The organism is Rhizobium pisi (genome assembly GCF_003938655.1).
In the GTDB taxonomy this organism is placed as follows: domain Bacteria; phylum Pseudomonadota; class Alphaproteobacteria; order Rhizobiales; family Rhizobiaceae; genus Rhizobium; species Rhizobium pisi.
This window is the reverse complement of sequence record NZ_RJJT01000006.1, coordinates 1-25,713: the sequence shown is the minus strand read 5'-3', so window position 1 is coordinate 25,713 and position 25,713 is coordinate 1. Positions and strand designations below refer to the sequence as shown.

Below are 25,713 nucleotides of genomic sequence, written 5' to 3'. Positions count from 1 at the left end.
GAGGCAGCCGATCATGAAGGAACTCTCCGCAGCCGAATTTGGCCGACGCCTGGCGCATCTGCTGGTCAGCCTGTTCATCCTCCTATGTGTGACCTTCGTGATCGGTCGCGTCCTGCCCACGGATCCCGTCGGGGCGATTGTCGGCGAGCTCGCCGATCCCGCCGCCTATGCGGCGATGCGCGCGCGCCTCGGCCTCGATCTCCCGATCTACCAGCAATTCTACCTCTATCTCTACGGGCTGGCGCATGGTGATTTCGGCACCGCCGCTCTGACCGGCAATCCGGTCTCTGCGGACCTCGCCCAGGCCTTTCCGGCGACGTTCGAGCTTGCAACGCTTGCCGTGATCATTTCGACGTTCGTCGGCGTCCCGCTCGGGCTTACTGCTGCCCTTTTCCGCGACAGCCTGATCGATAAGCTTGCCCGCGTGATCGCCCTTGTCGGGCATTCGGTGCCGGTCTTCTGGTTCGGCATCGTCGGGCTCGTCATCTTCTATGCGGGCCTGAACTGGGTCGGCGGGCCGGGCAGGGTCGACGTGTTCTACGAAGGTCTCGTCACGCCGCAGACCGGGCTGTTGCTGGTCGACAGCCTGCTGCAGGGCGAGACGGAAATCTTCTGGAATGCGCTCGGCCATATCATCCTGCCGGCTTTCATCCTCGCTTACGCGGCGATGGCCTATATCACCCGCATGACCCGCAGCTTCACGCTGGAGCAGTTGAGCCAGGACTATGTGATTGCCGCCCGCGCTAAAGGCGTGAGTCCGACCGGCACGATTTTGCGCCACGTCCTGCCGAATATCGCGGTGCAGCTGATCACCATTCTCGCAATTTCCTATGGCGGGCTGCTCGAAGGCGCTGTCGTGACCGAGATCGTCTTCTCCTGGCCGGGCATCGGCCAGTACATGACCAACGCGCTGATGATCGGCGATATGAACGCCATCGTCGCAGCCACCATTATCGTGGGATTCATCTTTATGTTGCTGAACTTCCTGGCCGACGTCGCCTACGCCGTGCTTGATCCGCGCATGAGGGAGGCAGCCCGATGAGCGATGCCATCCACAGTGAGATTCGCATCCGGCCTCCAAGCATGCCGAGCCGTGTTGCCGCCTCCTTTGCGCGCGCCGGCCGCAAATTGGCCGACGAGCCGCTTGGTCTCGCCGGCTTCGCCGTCCTCGGCATCCTCTGCGTCGTGGCGATTTTCGCGCCGCTTCTGGCGCCCTATGATCCGACCATTCAGGCGCTTGGCGATGCCTTGCAGCCTCCAAGCCTCGCTCATCCGGCGGGCACGGACGAGTTCGGCCGGGATATCCTCAGCCGCCTCATCTTCGGCACGCGCATCACCATTCAGACCGTGCTTGCGGTCTCGCTGATCGTCGGGCCGATCGGCCTCCTGATCGGTGTCGTCGCGGGTTTCTTCGGCGGCAATACGGATGCGTTTCTGATGCGCGCGACCGATATCGTTCTCTCCTTTCCGTCGCTGATCCTGGCGCTCGCCTTTGCCGCGGCACTCGGCGCGGGGTTGGGCACGGCGATCATCGCCATCTCGCTCACCGCATGGCCGCCGATCGCAAGGCTTGCCCGGGCAGAGGCACTCGTCGTCCGAAACGCCGACTATGTGGTCGCCGCCCGCCTTTACGGCGCTTCGCCGATGCGCATCCTGCTTCTCTATATCGCGCCCATGTGCATTCCCTCGGTCATCGTTCGCCTGACGCTCAACATGGCGGGCATCATCCTGACGGCGGCCTCCCTCGGCTTTCTCGGGCTCGGCGCTCAGCCGCCAGCGCCGGAATGGGGCGCGATGATCTCCAACGGCCGCAAATTCATGCTCGATTACTGGTGGGTCGCCGTCATGCCGGGTATCGCAATCCTGCTGACGAGCCTTGCCTTCAACATCGCCGGAGATGCTCTGCGCGACATTCTGGATCCCCGCCATGCAAGATCATGATCTGCAGCCCGTTCTGTCAGTTAAGGGATTGAGCGTTCGTTTCGGAAGGGGCGCCGTGCCCGCCGTCTCCAATGTCAGTTTCGACGTCGGACGCGAACGTGTCGGGATCGTCGGAGAATCCGGCTCCGGCAAATCGACGACGGGCCGTGCCATCATGCGCCTTCTGCCGCCGGCCGCCATGCAATCCGCCGAGCGCCTGGATCTTGCCGGCAGTTCCTTGCTTCTGAAGACCGAGCGTCAGATGGGCGCGCTTCGCGGCAAGGATATCGCCCTGATCATGCAGGACCCGCGCTATTCGTTGAATCCGGTGCTTTCGATCGGCAAGCAGATCGCCGAATCCGCGCGCCTTCATCTCGGCCTTCGCGGAAATCAGGCGCAGGATGCTGCCCGCGCCATGCTGGAGCGCGTGCGCATCAGCGATCCGGACCGGGTCATGGCGCTCTATCCCCACCAGATATCAGGCGGCATGGGCCAGCGGGTGATGATCGCGATGATGCTGCTGGCCCGGCCGAAACTGGTGATCGCCGATGAGCCGACCTCGGCTCTCGACGTCAGCGTCCGCAAGGACGTGCTCCTGCTGCTCGATGAGCTGGTGCGAGAGAACAATTCGGGACTGCTGCTGATCAGCCACGACATTCGCATGGTGGCAGCCTTCTGCGAGCGCATCATCGTCATGTATGCCGGCCGGATCGTGGAAACCTTGACCAGCCTGGAAGAGGCTCGCCATCCCTATACTCGCGGCCTGATATCAGCGCTGCCCGACCCGAAGAACCCGGTTCGTCGGCTTGCGGTTCTCGACAGGGCGAAACTCGACCTGGAGACGGCGCAATGATCAATGTGCAGGATCTGGATGTCACCTTTGCGTTGGGCAAGAACAGGAACCATGTCGTCAGAGGCGTTAGCTTTCAGGTCAACCGGGGGGAGACGCTCGGAATCGTCGGCGAGTCGGGATGCGGCAAATCGACGGTGCTGCGTTGCCTCGCCGGAATGGAGGACGGCTGGACGGGCCAGATCGAGCTCGGCGGAAAGCCGATCGGAAAGAAGCGCTCCCGCGAGGAGCTGACAATCGCCCAGATGGTGTTTCAGGATCCTTATGGATCCCTCCATCCCCGTCATCGCATCGGCACCGCATTGGCTGAGCCGCTGCGCGCCATGCGGCGTTCCGATATCTGGTCCAAGGTCGAAAAAGCCCTGATCCAGGTCGGTTTACCCGGGAGTTTTGCAAGCCGTTTTCCCCACGAGCTTTCCGGTGGCCAGAGGCAACGCGTCGCCATCGCCCGGGCACTCATCCTGTCACCGCCGATCCTGTTGCTCGACGAGCCGACATCGGCGCTTGATGTCTCCATCCAGGCAGAAATTCTAAACCTGCTTGCTGATCAGCGCGAAGAGAAGGGACTGACCTATCTGCTCGTCAGTCACGACCTCGCTGTCATCGCGCATATGTGCGACCGGGTGCTGATCATGAAGAACGGCGGCTTCGTGGATGAGTTCACCAAGGAGGATCTGCAGGCCGGCATCACGCATGATGCCTATGCGCGAGAGCTCTTTGAAGCAAGCTTCATCGAAGCTTGATGGGGATCGACCTGCAAAACGTCAGGCTGCTTTGCAATAGCTTGCGAAAGCGTTGAGGAAACGGCGCATCTCGTCCTGATGCCGAGGCTCGGAAAGATGCTCGCTAACCTCGTCCGGGGAAAGCTTCATCAGGTAGAACCGAAGGAAGAGCTCCTCGTTGAATCGATCGCTGAGCGTGGCGAGGACGACGCGAAGCTGCTGCAGCATGTCATCCCCTCTATGGGATGCATGCGCTAGCACGATCGGTTTGCCGATCACCTCGTTACGGGAGACAAGCCAGTCGATGGCGTTCTTCAGGCCGCCCGGAATTGATCTGATATATTCGGGACTGGCCAGGATCAGTCCATCTGCATCCGCTATAGCTCTTGCAAGCGCCGTCACTTCAAGCGGGGCTCCGGAAGTTCCAGATCGGGCGAAAAGACCGGAAGTTCCCCCACGCGGTCATAGACCGAGACCGTATGCGTCGAGCCGGCAACCGACTGTAGCGCATATAGCATGGCCGTATTGGTGGAGGCTCTGCGAGCGCTGCCGGATATTGCCAGGAATTTCATGGTGTCGGCATAACCTCCGGCTTCGTGCGATCGGCTCAAATCTGGTCAGCGGCAGTTGGGCGGCTGGAGGCGGCGACGCTGCCCCTTTCGACGAGATGACAGGAAAGCTCGACGCGCCGCCGCGGCGTCGCAAGGCCGAGCATCATGTCACGCAGCAGGTCGAGCGCCGTGGCGCCGAGTTCGCGCATCGGAATATGCACCGTCGAGAGTGGCGGATTGAGAAAGGCTGACTGCGGCAGGTCGTCGATGCCCATGACCGAGATGTCCCGTGGCACGGCATAGCCCGCCGCCTGCAATCCGCGCACGGCGCCGTCGGCAAGGCTGTCGCCCGCCGTCAGGACGGCGGTGAAGAACAGGCCTTTCTCGCGGACGAGCCGCGCAATCGCCTCGGCGCCGAGTTCCGGCAGCCAGTCATCGACTTCGAGCACCAGATCGGCATCAGCTTTCAGCCCGTGATGCAGCAGGGCATCGCGCCAGCCCTCCAGACGCCGCTCGATCGTCCGTCGCCCCGGCCGCAGCATGAACAAGATGCGTTCGTGCCCAGCCTTGATCAGCCGCTCGGCGGCGATGAAGGCGGCCGAGCGGTTGCAGGGCGTCACGCTCGAAAGCCGCATATAGGGATCGTCACTGTTGACGAGCACGACGGGTTTTCCAAGATTTGCGGCTGCTGCAAGCATATCCTCCTCGTCGACGGTCAGGATCAGCATGCCGCCGAAGCTCGCATCGTCACGCATTTCGGCGATGACGCGCGCTTCGTCCGCCTTGTCAGCGACGGGGCGCATCGCCACCTCGATGCCGAGGGCGGATGCACGCGCATTCAGTCCTTCGAGAACGTAAAGCGTGAACTGGTTGCGAACATAGTCGATCATCGCGGCGCCGGAGGCGACGAGCATCACCTTCTTGCCCGCAACACTTGCCGGCAAGGCGTAGCTGACGGCGCTCGCCGTTTCCAGCACCAGTTTGCGGATTTCCGGCCTTACGCCTTTTTCACCCGCCAGCGCCCGCGACACCGTGCTGATCGAGACGCCGCATCTGGCGGCGATGTCGTCGAGGCGCGTGCGCCTGCCTTTTTTCTGGTCCGCCGTCATAGGCATCTCCTCACTCCCTCTTCCTTTATGCAAAAATCTTTCAGATTGCGCAAATGAAATGCCTATGCACAATTGTCGCGAGGAGTCCGCGACAAGCAACAGAGCAGGGAGGCTTTGAAGATGCGGTTTGACGGCCAGTCCATCCGTCGGCGTTTTGCCCGGCATTTCAAGGTTCGCGTGGGCTAAGCATGGCCGCCGAGCAGCAATCCTATCTCCGTCGTGCAACCGCGAAGAATAACCCGATCGTCTATTGGCAGCTCGCCCACCTGTGGCAGGAGCGTTATGACGTCGCCGACCGTCCGATGGAAGGCAGGATGGATCCGTTCTTCTTCGTCACCAAGACGAAGAACTTCATTCCTCATGAATATCCTTGCCGCACCGAATTCAAGCAAGCATTCTCAGGACGGCGGCCGCAACCGGCCGCCGAATTCGAGGCCACCCGCTGGTGGCTTCCCTTCGCGTCCCCGCGTGTCGACCTGTCCGGTTTCTGGTTTCGCCCGACGCGCATCGGCTGCTGGGCGCGCACCTTTCTGGATGCCCGATCGGCGGGGCCTGCCACGCTTCGCCTGTCGACCTGTGGCGGCGCAATCCTCTTCGTCAACGGTGACGAACAGGGCTTCATGGCGCCCTACGAGCGCAACCTCGAGGCCCAACAGGTCTTCGAGGCCGAGCTGGCGGCCGGCCTCAATGAGATCCTCATCTATTTCGACGATCTCGCCGAGCGCGACGCCCGTTTCTATTTCCAGCTGGATTATCTCGAAGGGCCGGAGGTCGAAACGTCGGTTCCGGTTCCCGTCGCGGCCGGTGATGCGGATGCGCTTGAAGCGATCCTCGAAGGGATCAGGTTCGACCGCACCGCTTATTTCGGCGAAGATGTAACGATCCTTTTCCCCAAACCGCTGCCGGTGGCGTTGACCTGCCATGTCGAGATCGAAGGCGACTTCATGTCGACCGAACGTTTCGACTATGATTTCGAACTGGAGAAAGGGGCGACAAGGCTTGATCTCGGCACCTCGGAGCGGATGCCGGCCGATTTCCGCCATTTCCGGATCGCCTTCAAGGCCGACGAGTTTTCCATCGGCCGCACGCTCGGCGTCGAAATCTGTCATCCTCAGGGAGAAGCGCCCGCTGCGCTGGATGACCGCGTCGCCGAGGCGCTTGCCGAGGTCGCGGCGCATTCCGAGCCTGACACGGTCTGCGCTTTTGCGCGCCTGGCGCTAGGGCAGGGCGGCGAGGAGACCGAGGCGATGATCTCGGCCATGCTGCCGGTCATCGAGGATTGTCACGACTGTGCTGATTTCGTGCTCGTGCCGCTGCTATTTGCCTATACGCGCTGGAGTGATCTGCTGTCGCCGGGTCTGCGGGAAAGGATCGAGCAGGCCGTTCTCCGCTATCGCTATTGGATGGACGAGCCGGGCAACGACGTTCAATGGTATTTTTCGGAAAACCACGCGCTTCTTTTCCATACCGCCGCCTATCTCGGCGGCAGGCTTTTCCCCAACGCCGTCTTCGTCCGTTCCGGCCGCACCGGCGTCGAGCAGATGAAGGTCGGCGAGCAGCGCGTGCGCGCCTGGCTTGATCATTTCGAGCGCTGGGAAATGGCCGAGTGGAATTCCGTTCCCTATTTCCCGATCGACCTCAAGGGCCTGACGGCGTTGGCCGCCTGCGCGCCTGACGAAACGATCCGTGCTCGGGCGAGCGCCAGCATCGTCCGCCTGATAGAGATCGTCGCCCGCTCGGCCCATCATGGCATGCTGACCGGCAGCCAGGGCCGCTCCTACGAACACACGCTACGACCCGGCCGCTCGGTCGAACTGTCAGCCATCGCCCGCCTTCTCTGGGGCCGTGGCTGGTACAGCCGGCGCGTCCACGCCCTACCGCAGCTCGCCGTCTGCATTCGCGATCACGGCCTGCGTTTCCCCGAGACGCTGGCCGAAATAGCCGCGCATCAATCCGACGACGCGCAGGAATGGACCTTTTCCCAGGGTGAGAACCGCTTCGCCGCGCTCTACCACTACAAGACGCGCGATACCGCGCTCGGCACCATCGCACATTATCGGCCAGGCGCCTGGGGCTATCAGGAGACGGTGCTGCATTTGCGCCTGGGCGCCCGGCCGGAAGCGCAGATCTGGATCAACCATCCCGGGGAAACCATCCAGTTCGGCTACGGCCGGCCGAGCTTCTGGGGCGGCTGCGGAACGCTGCCGCGCGTGCACCAGTATCGCAATCTGGCGATCCTCGATTTCGAGATCCATGAAGGCCAGCCGGATTTCACCCATGCCTGGTTCCCTGTCGAGGCCTTCGACGAAACCGCAGTTGACGGCAATCTGGCGCTTGCCCGCTCCGGCAACGGTCTAACGATGCTGATCGGCAGCGGAGCATTGACGCCGGTGAAGGAGGGCCCGACGACCGGTATGGAGCTTAGGCTCGCCGGCCGAAAAAGCCGCTGGATCGTTCGTCTCTCCGATCTCGATCGCGACGGCGGCCTTGACGGCATACAGGCACGTTTCGCCGGGCTTTCGGCCCGCCGGGACGACGAGGGCGCACTGATCGTCGTCGATCCGGATTATGGCCAAGTCGTCTTCGAAGAGGACGGCACCGTGCGCGCTGAAGGCCGTATTCTTCGCCCTTCGGACTGGTCTGTGCGGGGAGACGCGGTACATTTGGAGATACCGGGCAGGCAGCCTCGGCGCGCGGCCTCGTAAACGAGGTGCCCGGCGGGGGAGGACCGGCCGGGCGCAGAAATTCATCGGTCAGGAGGAGGAGAAAATGACCAGAATGAAATCGATCGGCGCGGCTTTTGCTGCGGTTCTTTTGAGTTCCGTTGCCGCTCACGCCGGCGACGTGCGCATCATGTGGTATTCCGATGGCGGCGAAGGCGCTGTGATCAAGGATCTGCTGTCGCGCTTCTCCAAGGCCAATCCCGATGTCAATGTCATCCTCGACGAGGTTTCCTACGATGTCGTCAAGGAACAGCTGCCGGTGCAGTTGGAAGCCGGTAAGGGACCCGATATTGCCCGCCTCACCAACCTGAAGGCGCCGGCGCAGCACTGGCTCGACCTTCGCCCGTACCTCGCCGACGCGAAATACTGGGATGACAATTTCGGCGCCCAGGCCGACTGGATGCGCCCTGACGGCTCGAACGCCATCACCGGCTTCATGACGCAGCTGACGCTGACCGGCGGCTTCGCCAACAAGACACTGTTCGAGCAGGCCGGCGTCGAAATTCCCGGCCCCAAGGCCACATGGGATGACTGGGCGGCGGCAGCCAAGAAGGTGGCAGACAGCCAGAAGGTCTTCGCCATGGCGATCGACCGCTCCGGCCACCGTGTCTCCGGCCCGAACATCTCCTACGGCGCCAACTACATCGCCGCCGACGGCAAGCCCGCGCCGATCGATCAAGGCGCCAAGGATTTCCTCAGCCGTTTCGTTAAGTGGAATGAGGACGGCACCATCAACAAGGACGTCTGGGTCAGTGCCGCCGGCACCACCTACCGCTCCGCCGCCGAGGACTTCATCAATGGCGGCCTTGCCTATCTTTATTCCGGCAGCTGGCAGGTCCCGGGCTTCGCCCAGAAGATCGGCGACAATTTCGATTGGGTCATGACCGGCAGCCCTTGCGGCACTGTCGCCTGCACCGGCATGCAGGGCGGCGCCGGTCTCGTCGCCATCAAATATACCAAAAACCCTAAGGACGTCGCCAAGGTGATGGATTACCTGGCGAGCGCCGACGTGCAGAAGGAGTTCGCCGAGCGCAGCCTGTTCATTCCGGCGCATAAGGGTGTTGCCTCCGGCCAGTTGGACTTCAAGACCGATAATCCGCATGTGAAGGCGGCGCTGAAGGCTTTCGTCGAAGCCTCCGGCCAGACGGCGGCACCCGCCATGAAGCTGCCGGGCTGGAAGTGGTCGGACGCCTATTACAGTGCCATCGTCGCCCGCATCAGCCAGGTGATCGCCGGCGAAATGAAGCTCGACGACGCCTATGCCCGCATCGACGAGGACATCAAGGCGAAGGTCGCCGGCAACTGACGGAAGAACCGATGGCGGCAAAGAAGGTTTCTTCAGAACCACCTGTCAAAACCGGTCTGCGGCAGGCGCTCCTTGCGCCTGTCCGGCTTGCCATGGGGTTCGTCGATATTCCCATGCGCGCCTGGCAGAAGCTGACGGGGCTGAACGGCATGGCGGGCGTTTTCCTAGCGCCGAACATGTTGATCTTCACCGTCTTCGTGCTACTGCCGCTGGTCATCAACTTCATCTATTCGACGACGAGCGGCGGCGCCATCTTCCTGCAGAACAGGACCTATGTCGGCGCCGAACAATACCGCGTTCTCTTCGATTGCCGCAGCTACCTCGACCCGTCTACCTGCGCGGCCGATACATTCTGGGCGGCCGTGCGCAACACGGCCGTCTTCGTCGTCTTCCAGGTGACATTGATGCTGGTCGCAGCGCTGGCAACGGCGCTGATCCTCAACCGAGAGCTCTCCAATCGCGGCTTCTGGCGCGCCGTCTTCTTCTTTCCCGTGCTTCTGTCGCCCGTCGTCGTCGGCCTGATCTGGAAATGGATTCTACAACGTGAAGGCCTCTTGAATTATGCGCTGAGCCCCTTCGGCTTCGAGCCTTTCTCCTGGCTCAGCGATCGTTTCTGGGCCTTCTTTTTTTCCGTCTTCGTCTCGGTCTGGGCGCATATGGGTTTCTACGCGCTGATCCTGCTGGCCGGCCTGCAGGCGATACCGAAGGATCTCTACGAGGCGGCGGCGATGGATAAGGCGAGCCCGACCCGCATCTTCCGGCGCATTACCCTGCCGCTGCTGATGCCGAACCTTATCGTCGTCCTGGTGCTGGCGCTGATCCGCGCCGTGCAGATTTTCGATGAGGTCTTCGTGCTGACCGGCGGCGGGCCGGGCACCAGCACCATGTACATCACCCAGTATATTTACGAGACCGGCTTTGCGAGTTCATTGCGCAATCCGGGGCTTGCATCGGCTGCCTCGATCCTGATGGGCATCGTGCTTGTCATCCTGACGCTGATCCAACTCGGTGTCAGCGCCGGTAACGAGAAGAAGGGAACACGCCAATGAGCGCTGTCGGTGCCTTCCTCCTTCGCCGCCGCGGGCGTGGCTGGCACTGGACGGATGTGGTCACCTGGATCTGGCTGATATCGGGCGTCTTTTTGATGTTCGGTCCGGCCGTCTGGCTGGTCTTCTCCTCGTTCAAGACGCCGGCAGCACTTGCCGAATTCCCGCCGTCCTTCCTGCCATATGTCACCGAGCAGGCTGATGTGCCGGGCTACAACAAGCCGCTGCCGCTTTATAACGTCACCATGCCGGATGGTAGCAGCCGCGTGCTTGCCGAAGTCCGTCGCATCGGCATCATCGGCCAGATGATCGATCCGAAGCAGCCGGGTGAGATCGTCAAGGCCAACATCAAGGACCGCACGCCGGTGCGCAAGGTCGAATTCGCCGGCGGCAACTATACCGAGCCGTTCCAGCGCTTCGATTTCTTCCTGTTCCTGCGCAATTCCGTCTTCGTGACGGTGGCAGCGACGGCCATTACGCTGCTCGTCAATTCCATGGCCGCCTTCGCGCTGTCGAAATACCAGTTCCCCGGGCGCACCGCCGTCATGCTGATGATCCTGGCGACGCTGATGGTGCCGCTTTCGGTCATCGTCGTGCCGCTCTATTCCGTCATCGGCACGCTGAACCTCTTCGACAGTCTCTGGGGCGTCATCCTGCCGACGGTCGCGACCCCGACCGGGGTCTTCCTGCTCAGGCAATACATGCTGACGATCCCCGACGAGCTGATCGACGCCGCGCGCATGGACAAGGCCAGCGAGTGGCAAATCTACTGGCGCATCATACTGCCATTGTCGGCGCCGGCGCTGGCGGTGCTGGCGATCTTCTCGGTCGTCTGGCGATGGAACGATTTCCTCTGGCCGCTGATCGTGCTCTCGCGCAAGGAACTCTACACGCTGCAGGTCGGCCTCAACGTCTATGCCGGCGAACTCAATGTGCAATGGCACTACATCCTCGCCATGACCGTCGTCTCTATGATCCCCGTCGTGCTGATCTTTGTCTTCCTGCAGCGCTTCATCACGACGGGTATCGCCGGCTCCGGACTGAAATAGGCGGGCTCATAATATGAAACAGGAGAGTGCATGAGCGGGCTCGAACTCAGGAACATCGTCAAGAATTTCGGCGCCGTCGAGGTCATTCGCGATGTCTCGCTTGCCGTCAACGACGGTGAGTTCGTCGCTTTTGTCGGCCCGTCCGGTTGCGGGAAATCGACGCTGCTGCGCCTGATCGCCGGCCTCGATAAGCCCACAGGCGGCAGCATCGCCATCGACGGCAAGGATGTCACCGGTATCACCGCCGCCGATCGCGGCCTTGCGATGGTCTTCCAGTCCTATGCGCTCTACCCGCATATGAGCGTGCGGGAAAATCTCGCCTTCGGCCTCGAAAACACCAAAGTGCCGAAGGCCGAGATCGAAGCGCGCATCGCCGATGCCGCCCGCATGCTGGAGATCGAACCCTTCCTGCAGCGCCGTCCGGGTCAGCTCTCCGGCGGCCAGCGCCAGCGCGTCGCGATCGGCCGCGCGATCGTCCGCCGGCCGGATGCCTTCCTGCTCGACGAGCCGCTGTCCAATCTCGACGCGGAACTGCGCGTCTCGATGCGCGCCGAACTCGCGGCCCTCCACGCTCGCCTGAAGGCGACGATGATCTACGTCACCCATGACCAGGTCGAGGCGATGACACTTGCCGATCGCATTGTCGTGCTGAGAGGCGGCAGGATTGAGCAGGTCGGAACGCCGCTCGAACTTTACAACAAGCCGGCGAACCGCTTCGTCGCCGGCTTCATCGGCGCGCCGCACATGAATTTCCTGGAAGGCGCCGTCGTCGGCCACGACGGCGGTTTCACTGAGGTCGAAACCGTCGGCGGCCACCGCCTTTCCGCCATCGCGCGTGAAACTCTTCCGGTCGGCGAAAGGATCAGCATCGGCATCCGGCCGCAACACATCACCCTTGCCGATGCAAATGCCGCGACCAGGCTGGACACCCGCATCATGCTGGTCGAGGAACTGGGCTCCGAGACGGTCGTTCATGCCGACGCCGCCGGAAAGAAGCTGATCGCGGTCTTTGCCGGCCAGCAGCGGATGAAATCGGGCGATAGCCTGCCGCTCAATCTCGATCCCGCTGTGCTGCATCTCTTCGGCGAGGACGGCCAGCGTCTGTCCTAAAGCATACCGCGCAAAATGCTGAGTGAGGCGGGACGAGGAAGCGGACCGGGCGGGTAGGGAGCTCATCTGCCGTTTCGTTGGCCACCGGGAGAAAGCGGAAAAATCCCGATGTTCTCCGCCACCGCCGCGTCCGCTTGGCGCGGTCCGCAACCTCGATCTGAAAATGCGCATATCGGCAAGAAGGTTCCGGAAATGAACCCGATCCACCATGCTGGAAGGGTCGGTGCAGCTCATGGGCTCTTCCCTATTCATCCTATCGCTCTAGCTTAAAGGGTAGCCGATGAAAGGAGAAAACCATGACCGACGCACCGAATACGGCGACCCCGGCGCGAAGAGTGTTGCGTGGCCGCCCCTACAGCATCAGTGAATTTGCCAGGAAATACCGGCTCGACGACAAGGAAGCAAAACGGCTCTACGAAAAGTTCGGTCCATCCGCCACGGAGCTCGACCTGTTGATGGCGGCAAAGCGACGCCCGCCGGGGCTGCCGACCAGTCTCGACGCCTGACACCCCATCATGAATATCCGAACCGGAAGCTGCCTTTGCGGAGCGGTTGCCTATGAGGTGGAGGGCGAGCCGCTTCGTGTCGGCCTCTGCCACTGTGCCGATTGCCGCAAATCGAGCGGCTCCGCCTTCGTTTTCTTTGCAGTCTGGCCGCGTCCGGCTTTTTCCCATAGCGGCAAGATCGCCAGCTTCGCCGGCCGCAGCTTCTGCCCCGTCTGCGGCAGCAGGCTTTTCTGTCTCAGGAACGATGAGGCGGAAATTCGCCTGGGTTCTCTCGACAGTCCGCCGACCGACCTTGCGCCCAGCTATGAGGTCTGGATCAAGCGGCGCGAGCCGTGGCTGCATCCCTTGTCCGGCGTGGACCAATTTGCCGAGGATGCGCGCTGACGGGCGCTTTTAAGTCTTTGGTTTACCGCATGTCTTGATCGCAAAACCGCCGCACATTTTTGCGCGACATGACCAAGCGCACCGAAACTTGACTTTCCTTACCAATATTTCATTTCACCCTTCCGCAATTCCGTGCCAGTTCGGCGCGACGCTAATCGTCGGTTCATCTGCATTGTGATTATTTCGCTGTGGGGCCCGGACGGCCACTGACTGATCGAGGACGACATGAACAAAATCGTAAGCGCCGACGAAACCGGAGCAAAGGCTGGCGCAACGCCCGACCTCGCAGCGGTTCTCGCCGCGTCGGGAAGGCAAGGCAAGGGCCGCCGCTGGCGCGGGCGCCTGATCGTTCTTCTCGTCGTCATCGCCGCCGCCGCAATCGCCGCCTATGTCTACATGGGCCGTGGGCGCAGTGAAGTGAGCTATTCCAGCCAGCCGGCAAAACGTGGCGACCTGACGGTGCTCGTCACCGCTACCGGCTCGGTGCAGCCGACCGAGCAGGTGGATATATCGAGCGAGCTTTCCGGCACGGTTCGCGACGTCAACGTCGATTACAACAGCACGATCAAAGCGGGCGAGGTGCTTGCCCTCCTCGACACCAATAAGCTCGAGGCGGATGTGAAGAGCTCGCGCCAAACTCAATTCAGCCAAGGCGAACGTCGCCAAGGCCAATGCAGACCTGCAATCGGCAAGTACCTCGCTGGAGCGGCTGAAGAGTCTCGTCAGGAGCAACGTCTCCACCCAGCAGAGCCTCGACGACGCCACCTACAAGTATGATTCCGCCGTTGCCGCCAAACAGATCAACGAAGCCGAGGTGCTGGCCTCGGAGGCCGACCTGCAGCTTGCCGAGGTCAACCTCGCCAAGGCGAAGATCGTGTCGCCGATCGACGGGGTGATCCTTACCCGCTCCGTCAATCCGGGCGCGACGGTCGCAGCCTCGCTTTCCGCGCCGATCCTCTTCACCATTGCCGGCGACCTGAAGAAGATGGAGCTGCAGGTCGATGTCGATGAGGCCGACGTTGGCCATATCGCCGTCGGCCAGAAGGCGAAATTTACCGTGGACGCCTATCCCGACCGGACCTTTCCGGCGGAGATCGAGCAGATCCGCTTTGCCTCCGAAGTGGTCAACAATGTCGTGACCTATAAGGCGGTACTGTCAGTCGATAATGCCGACCTGCTGCTGCGCCCCGGCATGACGGCGACGGCCGATGTCACCGTCGAGGCCGTCAAGGATACGCTGATGGTGCCGAACGCCGCATTGCGCTACGCCCCGGCGCAGGCGGAACGGCGCGGCCGCGGCATTTTCGGCCTTTTCGGTCCGCCGCGCCAGCGCCGCGATTCCGGTCCGGCGCTGACGGGCGCCGAACGTCGCGTCTGGGTGCTGCGCGATGGCCGCCCGACGCCCGTCGTCATCCAGGTCGGCTCATCCGACGGCCAGTTCACCCAGGTCGTCTCCGGCGACATCAAGGAGCACGATGCGCTGGTGACCGATGCGACGTTGCGGACGAATTAGGCGAGGGGACGCATGACAAGCTCGCCGCTCATCGAATTCAGGCAGGTCTCGAAAGTCTACGGGCAGGGCGAGGCGGCGATCCGCGCGCTCGACCATGTCGACCTTGCGATCAACGCCCATGAATTCGTCGCGATCATGGGACCGTCAGGCTCCGGCAAATCGACGGCGATGAACATCCTCGGCTGCCTCGACGTGCCGAGTGGCGGCGACTACATCTTCCAGGGCATCCCGACCAGTGGCTTCGACCGCGGCCAGCTGACGCTGCTGCGCCGCCACATGCTCGGTTTCGTCTTCCAGGGCTTCAACCTCTTGTCGCGCACCTCGGCCGTCGAAAATGTCGAGCTGCCGCTGATTTATCGCGGCATGGGGGTGCGCGAGCGGCGTGACCGAGCCCACGAAGCCTTGGCGCTGGTCGGCCTGTCCGGCCGTGAACATCACAAGACGCAGGAACTGTCAGGCGGCCAGCAGCAGCGCGTCGCCATAGCGCGGGCCATCGTCACCGAACCGGCGCTGCTTTTGGCCGATGAGCCCACAGGCAATCTCGACACGAAGACCAGCGTCGAAATCATGGACCTGATGACGCGGCTGAACCGAGAGCAAGGCATCACCATCGTCATGGTCACGCACGAGCCCGACATCGCCGCCTATGCCCAGCGGCTGCTGCGCTTCGTCGACGGCAAGCTCGAGACCGAGGTTGAGCACCGGAGGAGGGCGGATCATGTTCTTTGAGACGCTGAAGCTCGCGCTGCGCGCCATCAGCCGCAACATGCTGCGCTCTTTCCTGACCGTGCTCGGCGTCGTCATCGGCGTTGCCGCCGTCATCGCGCTGGTAACGATCGGCAACGGCACGACCGCGCAGGTCTCGACCGAGCTGTCACGGCTCGGCACCAACATGCTGTTCGTCCGTCCCGGCCAGTTCGGTCCCGGCCGGGCGAGTTCCGAGGCCAAGCGTTTCAGCATCAAGGACGTCGCGGCCATTCGCGACCAGATCGGCGGCCTCAGGGCAGTGGCGCCGCTCAACCAGTCCACAGCGACCGTGATTTTCGGCGGCCAGAACCATTCGACCAGCGTCTCCGGCACCACCAACGATTATTTCGTCGCGCAGGACTGGGATCTGGCGCTCGGCCGCAATTTCCTGCCCTCCGAGGAACGCGGCCAGGCGCGCTGCATCATCGGCGAGACGGTGCGCTCGCAACTCTTCGGCAGCGCCGACCCGACTGGCCAGCAGATCCGCGTCGGCAAGGTCTCGTGTCCCGTCATCGGCGTCCTTGCCAAGCGCGGCCAGTCCGGCATGGGCACTGATCAGGACGATGTCGTCATCATGCCGGTCAAGGTGTTCCAGCGGCGCATCAGCGGCAACAGCAACGTGCCGCAGATCATCATCTCGGCGCGCGACGGCGTCTCCACCGCCAAGGTGCAGTCCGATGTCGAAAATCTCCTGCGCGAGCGCCGCAAGATCATTCCCGGCCGGCAGGACGATTTCAACGTCAACGACATGACGCAGATCGCTGAGGCGATGACCGGCACGACGACGCTGCTGACCGGCCTGCTCGGCGCCGTCGCCGCAATCAGCCTGCTCGTCGGCGGCATCGGCATCATGAACATCATGCTGGTCTCGGTCACCGAGCGCACCCGCGAGATCGGCATTCGCCTGGCAATCGGCGCGCTCGAAAATCAGGTGCTCACTCAGTTCCTGGTCGAAGCCGTGGCGCTGTCGCTGTTCGGAGGCATCACCGGCATCGTACTAGGCTTGAGCCTCGGTTTCGGCGCAGTGACGCTGCTGAAAGTGCCCTTCGTCTTCAGCCCCCTCATGGTCGCCGTCGCCTTCCTGTTCTCCGCAGCGATCGGCATGATCTTCGGCTATTTCCCGGCGAGAAGGGCAGCCCAGCTCAACCCCATCGAGGCACTGCGGCATGAATGAAAAAAATCGCTCAGCCGTGGCAAAACGGATGATGCCTCGCTACTCCTATGAACCGAATACGAGCGCTATCGAAGGGCAGAATCATGCCGCCCAAGAGACTGCTGATCTACGCCAAAAACGTCGAGGAAACGGCGCGGTTTTATGAGAAGCACTTCGGTTTCAAGGCGATTGGCCTGCCCGGCGACAGGATCGTCGAACTGGTTTCTCAGGACGGCGGCGCGAATATAATGCTTCATCAGGCCGCTAAGGGTCAGCGGAGCGGCCAATCCACCGTCAAGCTCGTATTCGACGTGGAGGACGTCGTCGCCTTTTGCAGGCGATGCGCGGAGAACGGCCTGGAGTTCGGGGCTATTCACAAGGCTGACGGCTACATGTTCGCCAACGCTAAGGACCCATGTCAAAATTCGATCTCGGTTTCCAGCCGGGCTTTTCGAAAGCGTGCGGAAAGCGCTTGACCTGGAAGCCTTGTTATCTATCTGTCTCCATTATGATATATCAGCGAGACTTGCCTTCCATTCTCGGCTTGTCCGCGCGTGAAATATCAATTTCGGAGTCGGATTTCGGCATGCAGACTTCACAGAGCCATCTTGCCTATCTCGCGCTGGAGCATCTGATCGTGACGCTGGCGCTGAAACCTGGCGCACTTGTCACCGAAAAGCAGCTGATCGATATGGCGGGTCACGGGCGTACGCCGGTTCGCGAGGCGATCCAGAAGCTCGCCTGGCAGGGGCTCATCCTGGTGAAGGCGCGTGTTGGGCTGCAGGTTGCCGAGATCGCGCCTGAGGACCATGGCAATGTCATGCAGGTGCGCCGCGAACTGGAGCCGATCGCGGCAGGGCTCGCTGCCGAACGCGCTACCGACGAACAGCGCGCGCGCCTCATCGAATGCGCCCGCGCGATGGAGGAATGCGCAGTCACGGGAGATCTCGCTGGCTTCTTCTCAGCTGACAAGTCCTTCGACGAAATCCTTGAGGATGCCTGTCCGAACGGCTTCATCATGGCAGCGCTTGGCCCGGTGCAAACCCATGCGCGCCGTCTCTGGTACTCCACCGCAAGCCCGGAACGCATGGATCGCTCCATCTCGCTGCATGTCGCCGTTATCCGCGCCATCCATGCGGGCAAGCCGGATGAGGCGCGCGCCGCCATGACGGCGCTGATCGACTATCTTGCCCACATATAGAAACGGCCCCGTTTCCGGAGCCGCTGTCAGATCTGGTTGTTAGTAGAGCGTCAGCCGACGAACGCGCGCTCGATGACGAACTCGGCGGGCTTGCTGTTGGCGCCTTCATCGAGGCCGGCCTTCTCGAGCAGTTCCTTGGTATCCTTCAGCATTGCCGAGGAACCGCAGATCATGCCGCGGTCGATTGCCGGGTCGAGCGGCGGCACGCCGAGATCGGTGAACAGCTTGCCGGAGGAGATCAGGTCGGTGATACGGCCGCGATACGCGAAATCCTCGCGCGTGACCGTGGGATAGTGCCGCAGCTTGTCGCCGACGACTTCCTTCAGCAGCTCATCGTTCTGGATCTCGTGCACGAGGTCGAAGCCGTATTTCAGCTCGGCGACATCGCGGGTCGTATGGGTGAGAATGACTTCCTCGAACTTCTCATAGGTCTCGGGATCGCGGATCAGGCTGGCGAACGGCGCAATGCCTGTTCCCGTCGAGAACATGTAGAGACGACGGCCGGGTGTCAGCGCATCGAGCACCAGCGTGCCCGTCGGCTTCTTCCGCATCAGCACCTGATCACCAGGCTTGATCGCCTGCAGATGCGAAGTCAGCGGGCCGTCAGGCACCTTGATCGAGAAGAATTCAAGTTCTTCGGCCCAGGCGGGGCTGGCGATCGAATAGGCGCGGAAGACCGGCTTGCCCTCGACCATCAGGCCGATCATTGCGAATTCACCGGAACGGAAACGGAAGCCCTGCGGCCGGGTCATCGTGAAGCGGAAGAGCCGGTCCGTATAATGTGTCACGGCAAGCACCGTCTCGGCGTAAACACCGGCGGGGATGGACGAGGCGAAGTCTTCGGTCTTTGCAGGCGCGTTCATTGCGGTAGAGGATCCCGTTTCGTCGGATGAACTGTCGGATGCGAGGCAGATATTACATATCGGGCCGAAATTAAAGGCATTCCATTCCATCCAGCGCTCATGAAAGGAAATATGCGTGTTACTGTCAGGATTCAATGGCGGGCGGGGAATGTTATATTTCGCGCTGGCGAAGCCCGGCAAAGGATGCATATTAGAGCGGCGCGCCTGGAATGGACGCCGGCTTTCGGCAAAAACGGTGCGACAACAAAGACCTACGGCGCCGAACCCTGTACAGGAACAGGGCCGGTGATGATGGCGAAAAAAGACGCTTGCCGGAGCGAGCGCGATAGGGCGGTCGGGGGAATATGAAGATTTTCAACTACAAGCGTGTTCCTTATGCGGAAATGCGCGCCTTTTCCGTCCATATCCTGACGGCTTCCGGCTCTTTCCTGGCCTTTCTCGGCGTCGTCGCGGCTGCCGAGCACCGCTTCATCGATATGTTCTGGTGGCTGGGGCTTGCCCTTCTCGTCGACGGCATCGACGGTCCGATCGCCCGCAAGGTGCGCGTCAAGGAAGTGCTGCCGAACTGGTCGGGCGATACGCTCGACAACATCATCGATTACGTCACCTATGTGCTTCTGCCCGCTTTCGCGCTCTATCAGAGCGGCATGATCGGCGAACCCTGGTCCTTCGTCGCCGCCGGCATGATCGTCGTCTCCAGCGCCATCTATTATGCCGACATGGGTATGAAGACGGAGGAATATTTCTTCTCCGGCTTCCCCGTCGTCTGGAACATGATCGTCTTCACGCTGTTCGTCATCGATGCGAGCGCGACGACGGCGCTTGCCGTCGTAACCGTTTCGGTGGTGCTGACCTTCCTGCCGATCAATTTCCTGCACCCGGTCCGCGTCAAGCGGCTGCGCCCGCTCAATCTCGGCGTCTTTTTCCTGTGGTCGACGCTCGGCATCTATTCGTTGCTGATGCATTTCGACACGCCTGAATGGGCGCTCATTCTCTTCATCGTGACCGGAATCTATCTTTACGTCATCGGCGCGGTGCTGCAATTCTTCCCGACCCTCGGACGCGAAGCTTAGGACAGGCAAGATGGCGAAAACGCAGGCGGTTTCATTCTCGAGGACGGGCGGGCCGGAGGTGTTCGACTATGTCGACGTCGATCTTCCGCCACCGTCTGTGGGTGAGGTGCAGATCAGGCAGGCGGCGGTCGGCCTCAATTTCATCGACGTCTATTTCCGCAACGGCACCTACAAGGCGCCGCACCTGCCCTTCGTCACCGGCAAGGAGGGCGCCGGCACCGTGACGGCGGTCGGTCCTGGTGTCGAGGATTTCAAGGTCGGCGACCGTGTCGCCTATGCCGGCGCCGACGGTGCCTATAGCAGCGAACGCAACATTGAGACCTGGCATCTCGTCCATGTCCCTGACGGCATAAAGCTCGAAACGGCGGCGGCGATGATGCTGAAGGGCATGACCGCCGAATATCTGCTCAACCGCACCTTCAAGGTCGGCCCGGAGACCATCCTCCTGTTCCATGCCGCGGCCGGCGGCGTCGGGCTGATCGCCGGACAATGGGCAAAGGCGCTCGGCGCCACCGTTATCGGCACCGCAGGCTCCGAGGACAAGGTCGAGCTGGCGCTTGCCCATGGCTACGACCATGTGATCAACTACAAGAGTGAGGATTTCGTCGGCCGTGTCCGCGAGATATCAGGCGGCAAGGGCGTGGATGTCGTCTACGATTCGATCGGCCGCGACACTTTTCCACAGTCGCTCGACTGCCTGAAGCCGCGCGGTCTTTTTGCCTCATTCGGCCAATCCTCCGGGCCGATCGAGAATTTCACCCTTTCGGCGCTGGCCCAGAGGGGCTCGCTCTTTGCAACGCGGCCTACCCTCTTCACCTATATCGCCGCCCGCCAGGAACTGATCGACAGTGCAAACGCGCTATTTGATGTTGTGCAAAGCAACAAAGTGCGTATCAATGTCAATCAAACCTATCCGCTACGTGAGGTTGGGCGGGCTCACGCAGATCTGGAAGCAAGAAAAACAACAGGAACGACGCTGCTGATTCCATGAGATCCGAACGGACCGGTTGGCAGAAGAAATGAGGGGAACGTGTCGCCATTGAATGTACCGGATTCCGGTGCGTTGTTATCGGTCCAGAAGCTGACCAAATTTTTCGGCAGCTTTGCTGCCTGCAATGAAATCGATCTTGATATTGCGCCGGGCGAAATTCATGCGCTTCTCGGCGAAAACGGCGCAGGCAAATCCACGCTGGTAAAGATGCTGTTTGGTGTGCTGGAACCGACGGCCGGACAAATCCTCTGGCACGGCGGGCCGGTCTCGATCACTTCGCCGGGCGAAGCCCGCAAGCTCGGCATCGGCATGGTTTTCCAGCATTTTTCTCTATTCGAGGCGCTGACGGTTGCCGAAAATATCGCGCTGTCGCTCGATGACGCCATCCCGATCGACAGGATCGCCGAGGAGGCGAGGGCTCTGTCCATCGCCTATGGCCTGCCGCTTGATCCTCATGCCCATGTCGCCGATCTCTCGGTCGGCGAGCGTCAGCGCATCGAGATCGTCCGCGCGCTCTTGCAGAACCCGAAGCTGATCATCCTCGACGAGCCGACCTCGGTGCTGACGCCGCAGGAGGCCGACAGGCTGTTTGAGACACTGTTCAAGCTCCGCTCCGAGGGACGTTCCGTTCTTTATATCAGCCATCGCCTGGAAGAGGTGCAGCGCATCTGCGACCGGGCGACCGTTCTGCGCCACGGCCGGGTGACCGGAGCCTGCGATCCGAAGCGGGAAACGCCGGCCTCGCTTGCCCGCATGATGGTTGGCAGCGAGGTGGCGGCCGTTACCCATCCGGAGCGCAGCGACAAGGGTGACGTGCAGCTTGCCGTCGCGAACCTTTCCGTCGCGGCGCGCACGCCGTTCGCCATGCCGCTGCGTGATGTGTCGATGATGGTGTGCTCGGGCGAGATCCTCGCCATCGCTGGTGTCGCGGGCAACGGGCAAAGCGAGCTCTTCGATGCTCTCTCCGGCGAATATCCGGTCGCCTCGGCCGAGGCGATCGTCATCCGCAAAAAGCACGTGGGCAATCAGGGCATTACCGCCCGCCGGCTTCTCGGTGCCGGTTTCGTGCCGGAGGAGCGTCATGGCCATGCTGCTGTCTCGGCCATGAAACTGTCGGACAATCTCGTCCTTGCCCGCAGCCAGTCGGACCGCAAGGCGTTTCTCGGCCTGCTCGGCATCATCCGCCACGGCGCGGTGAAGTCCGCCGCAAGGCGCATTTCCGAGGCCATGGATGTCCGCAAGAGCGGCGATGATCCGGCCGCCGGTTCGCTCTCCGGCGGCAATTTGCAGAAATTCATCGTCGGCCGTGAACTCGACCGCCAGCCGGCGGTATTGGTCGTCAACCAGCCGACCTGGGGTGTGGATGCCGGGGCGGCAAGCCGCATCCGCCAGGCCCTGGTCGATCTTGCAAGAAGCGGTTCGGCCGTCGTCGTCATCAGCCAGGACCTGGACGAGATCTTCGAAGTGGCGACCGATATCGCCGTCATCTCCGAAGGCCGCCTTTCCAGGCCGTTCCCGGCGAGCGAACTGACGCGTGAAAAGATCGGCCTGCTGATGGGCGGCTTGCATGAGAGCGGTTCTGCCGCGGAGGCAGTCCATGCGCATTGAACTTGAAAAACGCCCCGACGTCTCGAAGCTCTTCGGCGTCGTCTCGCCGCTCCTTGCCCTCGTCCTGACGCTGATATTCGGCGCCATCATGTTTGCCATGCTTGGCAAGGATCCGGTCGAGGCGCTGGATGCCTTCTTCGTCGAGCCGCTACTCGAGGTCTGGTCGCTGCACGAACTGGCGATCAAGGCCGCACCCCTGATCCTGATCGCCGTCGGCCTTGCCGTCTGTTATCGCTCGAACAACTGGAATATCGGCGCCGAAGGCCAGTTCACCATCGGCGCCATTACCGGCTCCTATCTGCCGATCGTCTTCTACGACTGGCATTCGCCGCTCGTGCTGCCGCTGATGCTGATCGCTGGTGCACTCGGCGGCGCGCTTTTCGCGGCCGTTCCGGCGCTTTTGAAAGCGCATTTCAACACCAACGAGATCCTGACGTCGCTGATGCTGGTCTATATCGCCCAGCTCTTCCTCGATTGGCTGATTCGCGGCGCCTGGCGCGACCCGAAGGGTTTCAACTTTCCCGTCTCTCGCGATTTCGCGCCTGAGGCGGTGCTGCCCGCGATCTGGGAAGAATCGGGCCGGGCCCATTGGGCCTTCATCTTTGCCATCGTCGCGGCGATCGGTGTGTGGTTCATGCTGCGGTATACGCTGAAGGGCTTCGAAATCGTCGTGCTCGGCCAGTCAGAGCGGGCAGGGCGCTTCGCCGGCTTCTCTTCGAAGAAGATGATCTGGTTCAGCTTCCTCTTCTCCGGCGCGCTCGCGGGGCTTGCCGGCATTTGCGAGGTCTCCGGCTCGATCGGCCACCTGCAGCCGGCAATCTCGCCGGGCTATGGTTTCAGCGCCATCATCGTCGCCTTCCTCGGCCGCCTCAATCCGCTCGGCATCATCGCCTCGGGCCTGGTGCTGGCGCTCACCTATCTCGGCGGCGAGGCGGCGCAGCTTTCGATCGGCGTTTCGGACAAGGTCACGCGCGTCTTTCAGGGCCTGCTGCTGTTCTTCGTGCTCTCCTGCGACACGCTGATCTATTACAAAATCCGCATCATCTGGTCGCGCGTAAGGGGCGGTGCCGCATGAGCATCTTCGAAGCCATCCTCCTGACCGTCATTACGGCATCGACGCCTCTCGTCATTGCGGCGCTTGGCGAATTGGTGACGGAACGCTCCGGCGTCCTCAATCTCGGCGTCGAAGGCATGATGATCATGGGCGCGGTCGCCGCTTTCGCCGGTGCGCAGATGTCGGGCTCACCCTATGTCGGCATCATCTGCGGCATCGTCGCCGGCGCGCTTTTCTCGCTGCTCTTCGCCTTCCTGACGCTGACCTTGGTGGCGAACCAGGTGGCGACCGGTCTGGCGTTGACCCTCCTCGGCCTTGGCGCATCCGGCCAGTTGGGCGAACCCTTCGTCAGCGTGCCCGGCATCCGGCTGGAAGAGATCACCATTCCTGTTTTATCCGATATTCCTGTCATCGGTCCGGTTCTTTTCAAGCAGGACCTGATCTTCTACCTGTCGATCGCGCTGGTCTTTGCCGTCAGTTGGTTCCTGTTCCGCAGCCGGACCGGCCTGAAGCTCCGGGCGATCGGCGACAATCACGGTTCGGCCCATGCGCTCGGCATTCATGTCATCCGCACGCGATATCTCGCGGTGATGTTCGGCGGCGCCTGTGCCGGTCTTGCCGGCGCGCAGCTTTCACTCGTCTATACCCCGCAATGGGTGGAGAACATGTCGGCCGGCCGCGGCTGGATCACGCTGGCGCTTGTCGTTTTCGCATCCTGGCGGCCGTGGCGGGTTTTCGCCGGCGGTTATCTCTTCGGCGCGGTCACGATCCTGCAGCTTCACGCGCAGGCCTTCGGTCTCGGCATTCCCTCGCAGTTCCTCTCGATGCTGCCCTATGCCGCGACTATTGTGGTTCTCATCGTCATTTCCCATAATCGGCGCACGACGTTGATCAATACGCCCGCGTCGCTTGGAAAAGCCTTCGTACCGGAGCGATAAAGCAACAACATAAGACGGGTTTCCGGAATAACTTCAAACCAACAGGGGTCACCATGAAGAAGTTCGCATTCACCCTTGCCGCCTCGGCTGCCGCCGTGATCGGCATCTCCTCCGCCGCTCAGGCGGCTGACAAGACGAAGGTCTGCTTCGTCTATGTCGGTTCGCACACCGATGGCGGTTATTCGCAGGCCCACGATCTCGGCCGCCAGCAGGTCCAGGCCGAGTTCGGCGACAAGATCGATACGCCTTACCTCGAAAACGTACCGGAAGGCCCGGACGCCGAGCGCGCCATCGAGCGCCTTGCCCGTTCCGGCTGCAAGCTGATCTTCACGACCTCGTTCGGCTTCATGGATGCGACGGTGAAGGTCGCCGCCAAGTTCCCGAAGGTCAAGTTCGAGCACGGCACCGGCTACAAGTCCGGCCCGAACCTTGCGACCTACAACTCGCGTTTCTATGAAGGCCGCTACATCCTCGGCCAGATCGCCGCCAAGACCTCGAAGAACCATGGCGCGGCGTATATCGCTTCCTTCCCGATTCCCGAGGTCGTGATGGGCATCAACTCCTTCGAGCAGGGCGCAAGGTCGATCGATCCGAGCTTCAAGCTGAAGGTCATCTGGGTCAACACCTGGTTCGACCCCGGCAAGGAAGCCGATGCCGCCAAGGCGATGATCGACCAGGGTGTCGACGTGCTGACGCAGCATACCGACACGACCGCGCCGATGCAGGTTGCCGAAGAACGCGGCATCCATGCTTTCGGCCAGGCCTCCGACATGATCGCAGCAGGCCCCAAGGCTCAACTGACGGCGATCGTCGATACCTGGGGTAACTACTACTCCAAGCGTGTTCACGCGCTTCTGGACGGCACCTGGAAGTCCGAGCAGAGCTGGGACGGCCTGAAGGACGGCATCCTGAAGATGGCGCCATACACGAACATGCCTGATGACGTAAAGAAGATGGCCGAGGAAACCGAAGCCAAGATCAAATCAGGCGAACTGCATCCCTTCACCGGCCCGATCAACAAGCAGGACGGCACGCCTTGGCTGAAGGCCGGCGAGAAGGCCGATGACGGCACGCTGCTCGGCATGAATTTCTATGTCGAAGGCGTCGACGACAAGCTGCCGGCACAATAAATAGCGCTCAATTCGCAGTTGCGAAGAGCGCCCCTTGTGGGCGCTCAGACTGCTGACAAACCCCTGGCACCGTCCAGGGGTTTATGATTCATTGGGACATGTTGAAGAAACCTGCCCCCACCCAGACGGCTCTTGAGATGGTGACGCTCGATAGCCTGGTGCCGAA

At 61.9% G+C, this 25,713-nt stretch carries 23 protein-coding genes and 2 pseudogenes; 22 read left to right on the top strand and 3 right to left on the bottom strand.

What is annotated here, in order from left to right; genetic code table 11:
- Positions 1–13 precede the first annotated feature (13 nt).
- Genes EFD55_RS09635 through EFD55_RS09620 form a run of 4 tightly spaced genes read left to right on the top strand, consistent with a single transcriptional unit; the run spans position 14 to position 3,513 of the window.
- Complete coding sequence (locus tag EFD55_RS09635; protein ID WP_125844674.1) at positions 14–1,042, top strand: ABC transporter permease; 1,029 nt, start codon at positions 14–16, stop codon at positions 1,040–1,042.
- A complete protein-coding gene (locus EFD55_RS09630) occupies positions 1,039–1,941 on the top strand; it encodes an ABC transporter permease (protein WP_125844672.1) in 903 nt (300 codons plus the stop codon). The genes EFD55_RS09635 and EFD55_RS09630 overlap by 4 nt, the downstream gene beginning before the upstream one ends.
- Positions 1,928–2,773, top strand: a complete 846-nt coding sequence (locus EFD55_RS09625; protein ID WP_125844670.1) for an ABC transporter ATP-binding protein — start codon at positions 1,928–1,930, stop codon at positions 2,771–2,773. The genes EFD55_RS09630 and EFD55_RS09625 overlap by 14 nt, the downstream gene beginning before the upstream one ends.
- Positions 2,770–3,513, top strand: coding sequence for an ABC transporter ATP-binding protein (locus EFD55_RS09620; RefSeq protein ID WP_125844668.1), 744 nt, complete (start codon positions 2,770–2,772; stop codon positions 3,511–3,513). The genes EFD55_RS09625 and EFD55_RS09620 overlap by 4 nt, the downstream gene beginning before the upstream one ends.
- 21 nt (positions 3,514–3,534) lie before the next feature.
- Here EFD55_RS09620 and EFD55_RS09615 read toward each other — a convergent pair.
- Positions 3,535–4,064 (bottom strand): annotated as a pseudogene (locus EFD55_RS09615) (NADPH-dependent FMN reductase).
- A gap of 35 nt (positions 4,065–4,099) precedes the next feature.
- Positions 4,100–5,152 carry a LacI family DNA-binding transcriptional regulator gene (locus EFD55_RS09610; protein ID WP_125844667.1) on the bottom strand — a complete coding sequence of 351 codons (1,053 nt, stop codon included), beginning with the start codon at positions 5,150–5,152 and terminating at the stop codon, positions 4,100–4,102.
- 188 nt (positions 5,153–5,340) lie between these two features.
- Here EFD55_RS09610 and EFD55_RS09605 point away from each other — a divergent pair, with 188 nt between their 5' ends.
- The 12 genes and pseudogenes from EFD55_RS09605 to EFD55_RS09550 all read left to right on the top strand — a co-directional run bounded on the left by EFD55_RS09605 (position 5,341) and on the right by EFD55_RS09550 (position 17,890).
- Positions 5,341–7,857: a hypothetical protein gene (locus EFD55_RS09605; protein WP_125844665.1), complete on the top strand. Its 2,517-nt coding sequence runs from the start codon at positions 5,341–5,343 to the stop codon at positions 7,855–7,857.
- 64 nt (positions 7,858–7,921) lie between these two features.
- Positions 7,922–9,181, top strand: coding sequence for an ABC transporter substrate-binding protein (locus tag EFD55_RS09600; protein ID WP_125844663.1), 1,260 nt, complete (start codon positions 7,922–7,924; stop codon positions 9,179–9,181).
- A gap of 11 nt (positions 9,182–9,192) precedes the next feature.
- The gene (locus tag EFD55_RS09595; protein ID WP_125844662.1) at positions 9,193–10,230 is read left to right on the top strand and encodes a carbohydrate ABC transporter permease; all 1,038 of its coding nucleotides are present in this window, start codon (positions 9,193–9,195) and stop codon (positions 10,228–10,230) included.
- The gene (locus tag EFD55_RS09590; protein WP_125844660.1) at positions 10,227–11,276 is read left to right on the top strand and encodes a carbohydrate ABC transporter permease; all 1,050 of its coding nucleotides are present in this window, start codon (positions 10,227–10,229) and stop codon (positions 11,274–11,276) included. Before EFD55_RS09595 ends, EFD55_RS09590 begins: the two co-directional genes overlap by 4 nt.
- Before the next feature lie 30 nt (positions 11,277–11,306).
- The gene (locus tag EFD55_RS09585; protein ID WP_125844658.1) at positions 11,307–12,386 is read left to right on the top strand and encodes an ABC transporter ATP-binding protein; all 1,080 of its coding nucleotides are present in this window, start codon (positions 11,307–11,309) and stop codon (positions 12,384–12,386) included.
- Between the two features lie 296 nt (positions 12,387–12,682).
- The gene (locus EFD55_RS09580; protein WP_008526691.1) at positions 12,683–12,892 is read left to right on the top strand and encodes a hypothetical protein; all 210 of its coding nucleotides are present in this window, start codon (positions 12,683–12,685) and stop codon (positions 12,890–12,892) included.
- A gap of 9 nt (positions 12,893–12,901) precedes the next feature.
- Positions 12,902–13,276, top strand: coding sequence for a GFA family protein (locus EFD55_RS09575; protein ID WP_125844656.1), 375 nt, complete (start codon positions 12,902–12,904; stop codon positions 13,274–13,276).
- 225 nt (positions 13,277–13,501) lie between these two features.
- Positions 13,502–14,789 (top strand): annotated as a pseudogene (locus tag EFD55_RS09570) (efflux RND transporter periplasmic adaptor subunit).
- A 12-nt stretch (positions 14,790–14,801) separates the two neighbouring features.
- A complete protein-coding gene (locus tag EFD55_RS09565; RefSeq protein ID WP_125844655.1) occupies positions 14,802–15,518 on the top strand; it encodes an ABC transporter ATP-binding protein in 717 nt (238 codons plus the stop codon).
- Positions 15,508–16,710: an ABC transporter permease gene (locus EFD55_RS09560; RefSeq protein ID WP_125844653.1), complete on the top strand. Its 1,203-nt coding sequence runs from the start codon at positions 15,508–15,510 to the stop codon at positions 16,708–16,710. The genes EFD55_RS09565 and EFD55_RS09560 overlap by 11 nt, the downstream gene beginning before the upstream one ends.
- Positions 16,711–16,793: 83 nt before the next feature.
- Positions 16,794–17,165, top strand: coding sequence for a VOC family protein (locus EFD55_RS09555; RefSeq protein WP_125844651.1), 372 nt, complete (start codon positions 16,794–16,796; stop codon positions 17,163–17,165).
- Positions 17,166–17,275: 110 nt separating this feature from the next.
- On the top strand, positions 17,276–17,890 hold the full coding sequence (locus EFD55_RS09550; protein WP_125844649.1) for a GntR family transcriptional regulator: 615 nt from the start codon (positions 17,276–17,278) through the stop codon (positions 17,888–17,890).
- Positions 17,891–17,940: 50 nt separating this feature from the next.
- On the opposite strand, the gene EFD55_RS09545 is transcribed toward EFD55_RS09550, so the two are convergent.
- Positions 17,941–18,753 carry a ferredoxin--NADP reductase gene (locus EFD55_RS09545; protein ID WP_125844647.1) on the bottom strand — a complete coding sequence of 271 codons (813 nt, stop codon included), beginning with the start codon at positions 18,751–18,753 and terminating at the stop codon, positions 17,941–17,943.
- Between the two features lie 344 nt (positions 18,754–19,097).
- On the opposite strand from EFD55_RS09545, the gene pcsA reads away from it, so the two are divergent.
- The 6 genes from pcsA to EFD55_RS09515 are packed head-to-tail and all read left to right on the top strand — an operon-like array spanning position 19,098 to position 25,547.
- The gene (gene pcsA / locus EFD55_RS09540; protein WP_125844645.1) at positions 19,098–19,826 is read left to right on the top strand and encodes a phosphatidylcholine synthase; all 729 of its coding nucleotides are present in this window, start codon (positions 19,098–19,100) and stop codon (positions 19,824–19,826) included.
- 10 nt (positions 19,827–19,836) lie between these two features.
- Positions 19,837–20,817: a quinone oxidoreductase family protein gene (locus tag EFD55_RS09535; RefSeq protein WP_125844643.1), complete on the top strand. Its 981-nt coding sequence runs from the start codon at positions 19,837–19,839 to the stop codon at positions 20,815–20,817.
- 39 nt (positions 20,818–20,856) lie between these two features.
- Entirely contained in the window at positions 20,857–22,425 is a 1,569-nt protein-coding gene (locus EFD55_RS09530) for an ABC transporter ATP-binding protein (protein ID WP_125844641.1), read from the top strand.
- On the top strand, positions 22,415–23,500 hold the full coding sequence (locus tag EFD55_RS09525; protein ID WP_125844639.1) for an ABC transporter permease: 1,086 nt from the start codon (positions 22,415–22,417) through the stop codon (positions 23,498–23,500). Before EFD55_RS09530 ends, EFD55_RS09525 begins: the two co-directional genes overlap by 11 nt.
- The gene (locus EFD55_RS09520) at positions 23,497–24,417 is read left to right on the top strand and encodes an ABC transporter permease (protein WP_125844637.1); all 921 of its coding nucleotides are present in this window, start codon (positions 23,497–23,499) and stop codon (positions 24,415–24,417) included. The genes EFD55_RS09525 and EFD55_RS09520 overlap by 4 nt, the downstream gene beginning before the upstream one ends.
- A 53-nt stretch (positions 24,418–24,470) precedes the next feature.
- A complete protein-coding gene (locus tag EFD55_RS09515) occupies positions 24,471–25,547 on the top strand; it encodes a BMP family ABC transporter substrate-binding protein (protein WP_125844635.1) in 1,077 nt (358 codons plus the stop codon).
- Positions 25,548–25,713: the final 166 nt, after the last annotated feature.